The 7636-nt window shown below is 75.3% G+C and carries 8 protein-coding genes; 5 read left to right on the plus strand and 3 right to left on the minus strand.

What is annotated here, in order from left to right:
• Positions 1-21: 21 nt before the first annotated feature.
• Entirely contained in the window at positions 22-1017 is a 996-nt protein-coding gene (locus tag AC5FZL_RS01320; protein WP_493616757.1) for a LacI family DNA-binding transcriptional regulator, read from the minus strand.
• A 312-nt stretch (positions 1018-1329) separates the two neighbouring features.
• Here AC5FZL_RS01320 and AC5FZL_RS01325 point away from each other — a divergent pair, with 312 nt between their 5' ends.
• The 5 genes from AC5FZL_RS01325 (at position 1330) to AC5FZL_RS01345 (ending at position 6409) form a co-directional block, all read left to right on the plus strand.
• Entirely contained in the window at positions 1330-2607 is a 1278-nt protein-coding gene (locus AC5FZL_RS01325) for a sugar ABC transporter substrate-binding protein (RefSeq protein WP_493616758.1), read from the plus strand.
• A 174-nt stretch (positions 2608-2781) separates the two neighbouring features.
• Positions 2782-3579, plus strand: a complete 798-nt coding sequence (locus AC5FZL_RS01330; RefSeq protein ID WP_493616759.1) for a carbohydrate ABC transporter permease — start codon at positions 2782-2784, stop codon at positions 3577-3579.
• Between the two features lies 1 nt (position 3580).
• Positions 3581-4444, plus strand: a complete 864-nt coding sequence (locus AC5FZL_RS01335; protein ID WP_493616760.1) for a carbohydrate ABC transporter permease — start codon at positions 3581-3583, stop codon at positions 4442-4444.
• Positions 4441-5439, plus strand: coding sequence for a ribokinase (locus AC5FZL_RS01340; protein WP_493616761.1), 999 nt, complete (start codon positions 4441-4443; stop codon positions 5437-5439). The genes AC5FZL_RS01335 and AC5FZL_RS01340 overlap by 4 nt, the downstream gene beginning before the upstream one ends.
• On the plus strand, positions 5423-6409 hold the full coding sequence (locus AC5FZL_RS01345; protein WP_493616762.1) for a nucleoside hydrolase: 987 nt from the start codon (positions 5423-5425) through the stop codon (positions 6407-6409). The genes AC5FZL_RS01340 and AC5FZL_RS01345 overlap by 17 nt, the downstream gene beginning before the upstream one ends.
• Positions 6410-6471: 62 nt before the next feature.
• Here AC5FZL_RS01345 and AC5FZL_RS01350 read toward each other — a convergent pair whose 3' ends face one another.
• Both AC5FZL_RS01350 and AC5FZL_RS01355 read right to left on the minus strand, forming a co-directional pair.
• Positions 6472-7014, minus strand: coding sequence for a phosphatase domain-containing protein (locus tag AC5FZL_RS01350; protein ID WP_493616763.1), 543 nt, complete (start codon positions 7012-7014; stop codon positions 6472-6474).
• On the minus strand, positions 7011-7636 hold a 626-nt coding region (locus AC5FZL_RS01355), incomplete at its 5' end, for an SbcC/MukB-like Walker B domain-containing protein (RefSeq protein WP_493616764.1). The genes AC5FZL_RS01355 and AC5FZL_RS01350, both read right to left, overlap by 4 nt.

Raw genomic sequence — 7636 nt, forward strand, 5'->3', positions numbered from 1 at the left:
GGCCCGCACCGGGCGCCGGGCTCAGGGCGTGCTGCCCCGCACGACCAGCACCGGCTCCAGCGCCCGGTGGCGCGCCACCAGGTCGTGCCCCAGCAGCCGCTCCTCGAGGATGTCCACCGCCTCGACAGCGATGAGGCCGGCCGGCTGCCGCAGCGTCGTCAGCGGCGGCTCGCTGACCTCGGCGAAGAGGATGTCGTCGACGCCGGTGACGGCGACGTCGCGCGGCACGTGCACGCCCCGCTGGCGCAGGGCCGAGATCACGCCGAGGGCGATGATGTCCGCGCCGCAGACGACGGCGTCGGGAAGGGCTCCGAGCCGCTCGAGCCGGGGGACGGCCTCGACCCCCCAGGCGAGGGAGTAGTCGCCGAGGATCGTGCGGGTCGCGCCGACCGGGTCGAGGGGGGCGACGGCCTCGCGGTAGGCGTCCAGGCGCAGCCGGGTCGCGGAGTCCGTGGTGCTCGAGCCCACGTAGGCGAAGGAGCGGCAGCCCCGCTCCTGGAGGTGGGCGACCACCGCGCGGATCCCGCCGGCGTTGTCGAGGCCGACGAAGTCGACCGAGGAGGTGCTCACGTACCGGTCGAGCTGGACCACGGGGACCTCGGCCGCCGCCCGCTGCAGGGTCGCGGCGCTCTCCGCCTCCCCGCAGGGGACGAGGAGCAGGCCGTCGACGCGCCGGTCGAGCAGGGCGCGCACCCGCAGCGCCTCGATGGCGGGGTCGTCCTGGGAGTCGCAGAGCAGGAGCTCGCGCCCGTTCGTGCTCAGCCTCCGCTCCACCGCCTCCACCAGCGCCGGGAAGTACGGGTTGGAGATCCCCGGCACGACCATGCCGACCGTCGCGGTGCTCTGCAGCCGGAGCGCGCGCGCCACCGTGTTGACGCGGTAGCCCAGGCGCTCGCTGGCGGCGATGACGGCTCGCTCCACCTCGGGGCTGACCCTGCGCCGCCCCGACAGGGCGCGGGAGGCGGTCGCCGGGTTCACGCCGGCGGCTGCGGCCACGTCCTTGATGGTGACTGCCACCGCCCACCGTCCTCCGCCCACGCGCGCCGTGCGCGATGTCGAGCCACCGGGTCGCCGCGGGCGAGCCGGTCGGATCATGCCACGGCGCCCCGCCGCGCCGCTGCGCGCTCGCGGACCCCTTGCGCCCGAGGCCCGAGGAGGCCTACCGTCGAGTTCGGGCAAACGATTGCCCACCTGCCGGCGCGAGGGTGCGGACGGCGGCGCGCAGGCCATGCGACCGGACGACGAGGTGCGGAGATGTGGACGCAGGGATGGGACCCACGGCGGGGGCAGGCCGGGCGAGGGACGGGGCGGCGCGGTGGACGAGCGGCCGTGGCGGCCGGCGCGGCCCTCGTGCTCCTCGGCGTCGCGGGCTGCGGCGGCGGTGACGACGGCGGCGACGAGGCCGGTGGCGAGGCGGGCGGCGCGACGACGCTCACGTTCGTCAACGCCCAGGACCCGGGCACGTTCGACGCGGTCATCGCGAGCTTCGAGCGCGACCACCCGGACATCACGATCGAGCAGGAGGTCGTCCCCTTCGACGACCTCAACTCCACGGTGCAGGCGCGGCTGGGCGAGGAGGACGCGAGCATCGACCTCTACGACGTCGACGCTCCGCGCCTGGCCTCCTTCGCCGTCCGGGGCTACCTCGAGGACGTCAGCGACCTCGCCGAGCAGGCGCAGGGCGCCATCGACCCGACGGCGCTGGAGGGCGGCGTCCAGGACGGCGTGCAGTACGCCCTCCCGCGCTGGACCTCGACGCAGGTCCTCTTCTACAACCGGGGCCTCCTCGAGGCGGCGGGGGTCACGCCGCCGAGCAGCGACCCGGCGAGCCCGATCACCTGGGAGGACGTCGCGACCCAGGGGGCGCAGGCGCAGGCGGCCGGGGCCGAGTGGGGCCTGACCTTCGACCAGGTCAACCGCTACTACCAGCTCCAGCCGCTGCCCGAGTCCCTGGGCGGGGGTCCGGGGCTCTCCGGTCCCGACATGATCACGCCCGACGTCACCAACGACGCCTGGACCGAGGCCTTCACCTGGTACGCCTCCACGTTCGAGAGCGGTCTCTCGCCCCGGGGGGTCGACCCGGAGCAGACCCCGGAGCTGTTCGCCAGCGGCAGCACCGCCTTCTTCGCCGGCGGCCCCTGGAACGTCCGCAGCTTCGAGGGCGTCGACGGGCTCGACTACGGCGTCGCCGCATTCCCCCGGTTCGCCGAGGGCGAGGCGGCGTCCTCGACCGGGTCGTGGCTGACCGGCGTGAGCCCGTTCTCCGACAACGTCGAGGAGGCCAAGGAGTTCCTGGCGTACCTGACGACCGACCCCACGGGCGCCACCGAGGCGACGAGCAACAACATCCCCGTCCAGGTCGACGCCCAGAAGACCTACCTCGACACCCTGGCCGGCGAGGGCGAGGTGTTCGGCCAGCTGGCGCAGATCATCCAGTACGAGCTCGCCAACAACGCCGTCGCGCGCCCCACGAGCGTGGGCTACGTGGAGTTCGAGACGGAGATGAACAAGGCGTTCAGCGACATCGCCAACGGCTCCGACGTCGCCGAGCGGCTCCAGCAGGCGGCCGACGAGCTCGAGCGCTCGCTCGCCAAGTACGAGAGCTGACGCAGGCGTGCGCCGCGAGCGGGCCGGTGCCCGATGACGTCAGCGACGCCCGGCGCGCCGGCGCCCGCCCGGCCGGCCTCCTCCCGGAGGCCGGCCGGGCGGGGGCGGCGGGTCCGAGGTGACGCCCCGGCTGCGATCCTCTTCCTCGCCCCGGCCGTCCTCCTCGCCCTCCTGGTGCGCATCTGGCCCACCCTCCAGGCGCTCTGGGACAGCCTGCACACGACCCCGCTGGGGGTGCGGGCGCCGGAGTTCGCCGGTCTGGCCCAGTACACGGGGCTGTTCAGCGACCCGGGGTTCATCAACTCCCTGAAGGTCACCCTGCTCTTCAGCCTCATCATCAACCCGCTGCAGATCGCCGTCGCGCTCGCGCTCGCGGTCCTGTTCAACGAGCGGATCCGCGGCGGCGGGCTCATGCGGACCCTGGTCTTCCTGCCCGTGGCGATCCCCCAGAGCGTCTCGGCGGTGATCTGGGCGGTCGCCTTCCGCCCGGACGGGCCGCTCAACGGCACGCTGGACCTGCTGGGGCTGCCGGAGCAGCGGTTCCTGACCTCGCCGGGCCAGGCGCTGCCCTCGATCATGCTCGTGGTCTCCTGGATCGGCGTGGGCTACTGGATGATGTTCCTCATCGCCGGGCTCAAGGAGATCGACCCGGGCCTCTACGAGGCGGCGGCGATCGACGGGGCGAACGGCTGGCGGCGGTTCTGGAGCATCACGCTGCCGCAGCTGCACCGGCAGATCGGGTTCGTCCTCGTGGCGGACACGGTGGCCAACCTGCTCGTCTTCGCGCCGGTGCAGATCCTCACCGCCGGAGGCCCGAACGGCCGGACGGACCTGATCATGAACAACATCTTCGAGCGCGCGTACATCGAGGGGGACACCGGAGCGGCAGCCGCCGGGACCATCATCGTCGTCGCCCTGGCGCTCGCCATCGTCCTCGTCCAGTTCCGCCTCCTCGCGCGGGGAGGTGAGTGACGTGGCGCAGGTGCAGAGCTCGCCCCGGCGGCGCCGCAGGAGCGCGCGGCCGGCGCTGCTGGCGGTGCTCGGCGCGGTGATCGCGGCCGCGTTCGCGCTGCCGCTGTGGTGGACCGTCGTCAGCGCCCTGCGCCCGGAGAACGAGACCTTCCGCAGCCTGTCGTCGGTCTCCCTGTGGACGCTGCTGCCGCGCTCGCTGACCCTCGACAACTTCGCGCGGCTCCTCGACGGCGGGTTCGACCGCCCGATGGTCAACTCGCTGGTCGTCACCGTCGCGACTCTCGTCCTGGGGCTCGTGGTGTGCGCGATGGCCGGCTTCGCCCTCGCCGTGCTGAGGTTCCGGGGCCGCAGCGTCGTCTTCGGGGTGATGGTCGTCTCCTTCCTCATCCCCTTCGACGCCATCGCCATCCCGCTGATGTCGATCTTCCGGGGGGTGGACCTCGCCAACTCGTACACGGCGCTGGTCCTGCCGGCGGTCGGGAACGGCTTCGCCGTCTTCCTCCTTCGGGGCTTCTTCCTCGGCGTGCCGTACGAGATCGCCGAGGCGGCGCGGGTGGACGGCGTCGGCTGGTGGGGCGTGTTCTGGCGGATCTACCTGCCGCTGTCCCGGCCCGCCCTCATCGGCGCCGGCCTGATCCTCTTCACCTTCCAGTGGCAGGCCTACCTGTGGCCGCTGCTCATCGCCCCGCAGCCGGAGATGCGCGTGGCGCCCGTGGCGATCGCGCAGTTCGCCGGGCAGCAGGAGGTCGACTTCGGGCAGATCTTCGCCGGGGCGACCCTGACGACGCTGGTCCCGCTGGTCGTGCTGCTGTTCTTCCAGCGCTACTTCACGCAGTCCGTCTCGGCGACGGCGGTGAAGGGGTGATCGGGCCCGTCAGCGCGGCCCGGCGGGGCGCCGTGCTGGTCCTCGGCTCCGCCAACATGGACGTCACCCTCCGCCTGCCGGCCCTGCCCAGCCCGGGGGAGACCGTCCTGAGCGGCGAGGCGCAGTTCCGCCCGGGCGGCAAGGGGGCGAACCAGGCGGTCGCCGCGGCCCTGGCGGGCGCCCGGGTGGCGATGGTGAGCGCCGTGGGCGACGACGCCCACGGCGAGGAGGTCCGGCGGGTCCTGGCCGGCGCCGGCGTCGACGTCACCGGCCTCGCGACCGCGCAGGACCACCGGACCGGGCTGGCCGTCGTCCTCGTCGACGCCCGCGGGGAGAACATGATCGCCGTCTCGCCCGGCGCCAACGGCGCCGTCGACCTGCCGCAGGTCGAGGGCCTGCGGCCGGAGCTGGAGCGCGCGGCGCTCCTGCTCGTGCAGCTGGAGCTGCCCGTCCCCGTCGTCGCGCGGGCGGTCGCGCTGGCCCAGGAGACCGGCACCCCGGTGGTCCTCAACCTCGCGCCTCCCACCGACCTGCCGGCCGGCACCCTGGAGGCGGTCGCCGTGCTCATCGTCAACCGCTCCGAGGCCGAGTTCGTCCTGGGCCGGGCCCTGGACAGCGCGGCCGCGCTGGCCCGGGCGGCGCAGGACCTGCGCGCCCGCGGCCCGCGCGCCGTCGTGGTGACCGCAGGCGGGGACGGGGCCTTCTTCGACGAGGGGGACGGGGCGGTCCACGTGCCGGCCCACCCGGTGGAGGCGGTGGACACCGCCGGCGCGGGCGACGCGTTCGCCGGCGTCCTCAGCGCGCGCCTGGCCGACGGTGCGCCGCTGTCCACGGCGGTCGAGGCCGCCACCGAGGCGGCCGCCCAGGCCGTCCAGTCACCCGGGGCCCAGCTCGCGGCGCTGGGCCCGTCAGCGCTGGGCCCGCCAGCTCTGGGCCCGTCGACCCCGGGCCCGACGACCCCAGGTGCGGAGGTCACCGGTGCGCATCGTCCTTGACACCGACCCGGGCAACGGCATCCCGGGAGCCGACATCGACGACGGACTGGCGATCGCCCTCGCCCTGCGGTCGCCGGAGGTGCAGCTCGAGGCCGTCACGGTGGTGGCGGGCAACGTGCCCGTCGACCGCGGGGTGGAGTGCGCGCTGGAGGTCCTCGAGGCCGCCGGTGCCCCCGCGGTGCCGGTCCACCGCGGCGCGGCCCGGCCGCTGGTGCAGGACCCCGCGCCGTGGCGGGAGCGGCTCGACCAGCGACGCCTGGACCCGGCGGCCCAGCGCCTGTGGCGCGGCGTCGAGCCCTCGGGGTCCTCGCTCCGCCCCAGCACCGCCACCGCCGTCGAGGCCCTGGTGAGGGTGGTGGAGGACCACCCGGGCGAGGTCACCGTGGTCGCGGTGGGGCCGCTGACCAACATCGCCTCCGCGATGCTCGTCGACCCGGGCTGGGACGAGCGGGTCGCCCGGCTCGTGGTCATGGGGGGCGCGTTCGACCTGCCGAACGTCCTCCAGGAGCTGAACGCCGCCTACGACCCGGAGGCGGCGCGGATCGTCCTCGACAGCGCCGCACCGCTGGACCTCGTGCCGCTCGACGTCACGCTGCAGACCTTCCTGCGCCTGGGCGACGTCGACCGCCTCGACGCCTCGGCGGACCCGCTGGCCGCCTACCTGGGCCGGACGGTGCGCCCGTGGGTCGCCTGGCTCGCCGAGCGCTTCGGCCGCGACGGCTGCCCGCTGCACGACCCCCTGGCCCTGGCGACCCTCATCGACCCCGCCGTGGTGACCTACCGCGAGGCCCGGGTCAGCATGGAGCTGCGGGGCTCGCTGACCCGCGGGCGCACCGTGGCGTGGGACCCCCACGACGACGAGCTCCTCTCCGCGGGCCTGGACCTGCCGCGGTCCAGGGCCGTGCGCATCGCCGACGGCGTGGACAACGAGAGGTTCATCAGCCTGCTGCTGGGACGCCTGTGCCCCTGACCCGGTGAGCCCCTGACCCGGTGAGCGCGCGACCCCGCCGCCCCCTGGGTGCGGCGGCGGGCTCAGGTGCGCCCGGAGCGCTCCTGGGCGTCGTGCAGGTCGCCGTCGCGGGGCTGCCAGTCGGCGAGGAGGACCTCTCCCACCAGGGCCGGGCGCACCGCCCGCACCGCCGCCACGACGGCCGGGTCGTCGTCGACGAGCACCGCGAGCGGTCCCTCGGCGGCCAGGGCCCGCAGGGCCTCGACCTTGACCACCCGGGCCGCGCGCCGGTCGCCCTCGGCCCGCAGCAGCAGCGGGCCGTCCGGGGCGCCCACCTGCTCCAGCCACGCCCGCGTGGCCCCGCGGGTGCGCTCGGGCCGCCCCGAGAGGTACACCACCGCGACGCCGCGGGCCGCGGCCTCGACGGCGATGGCCAGGCCCTCGGGGTGGGCGGGGTCGCGGACGGCCTCGGCGAAGAACGCGTCCCAGTCCCGCGGCCGGGCGCGGATGTGGTGCATCCGCGCCCGGGTGTCGGCCAGCACCCCGTCGAGGTCCATCACCACCGCGCCCGGCGCCGGCCGCACCTGCGCGGCGCCCCCCGGCCCGGCGCTCGCGGGCGCGCTCACGAGACCACCGCCCGCAGCCGCGAGCCGTCGCGGCCCTTGACCACCTCCAGGCGGGAGGGGATGCGGGTGCGCAGCTCGGCGACGTGGCTGACCAGCCCGACGGCCCGCCCGCCGGCGCGCAGCTGCTCCAGGGTGGCCATGACCTCCTCCAGGGTCTCCTCGTCGAGGGTGCCGAAGCCCTCGTCGATGAACAGCGTCTCGATCGCGGTGCCACCGGCCTCGGCCTGCACGACGTCGGCCAGGCCCAGCGCCAGGGACAGGGACGCCAGGAACGTCTCGCCCCCGGAGAGGGTCGCGGTGTCGCGCCGCTGCCCGGTCCAGGCGTCGACCACCCGCAGGCCCAGACCGGACCCGGCGCCGCGGCGCTCGAGGTCGTCGGTGTGCACGAGGGTGTAGCGCGAGTCCGACATCGCCAGCAGCCGGGTCGTGGCCGCGGCGGCGACCTGCTCCAGCCGGGCGGCCAGGACGTAGGTCGACAGCTTCATCCGCCGCGTGTTGCCCCCGCCGGTGCCCTCGGCGCAGCGGGCGAGGTCACCCACCAGCACCGCCCGCTCGCGCAGCGACGCCGTCGAGGCCAGCTCCTCGGCCACCTCCGCGCGCACCCGGTCCAGGGCCCGCTCGG

The sequence above is a fragment of the Quadrisphaera sp. DVD1 genome (assembly GCF_058932755.1).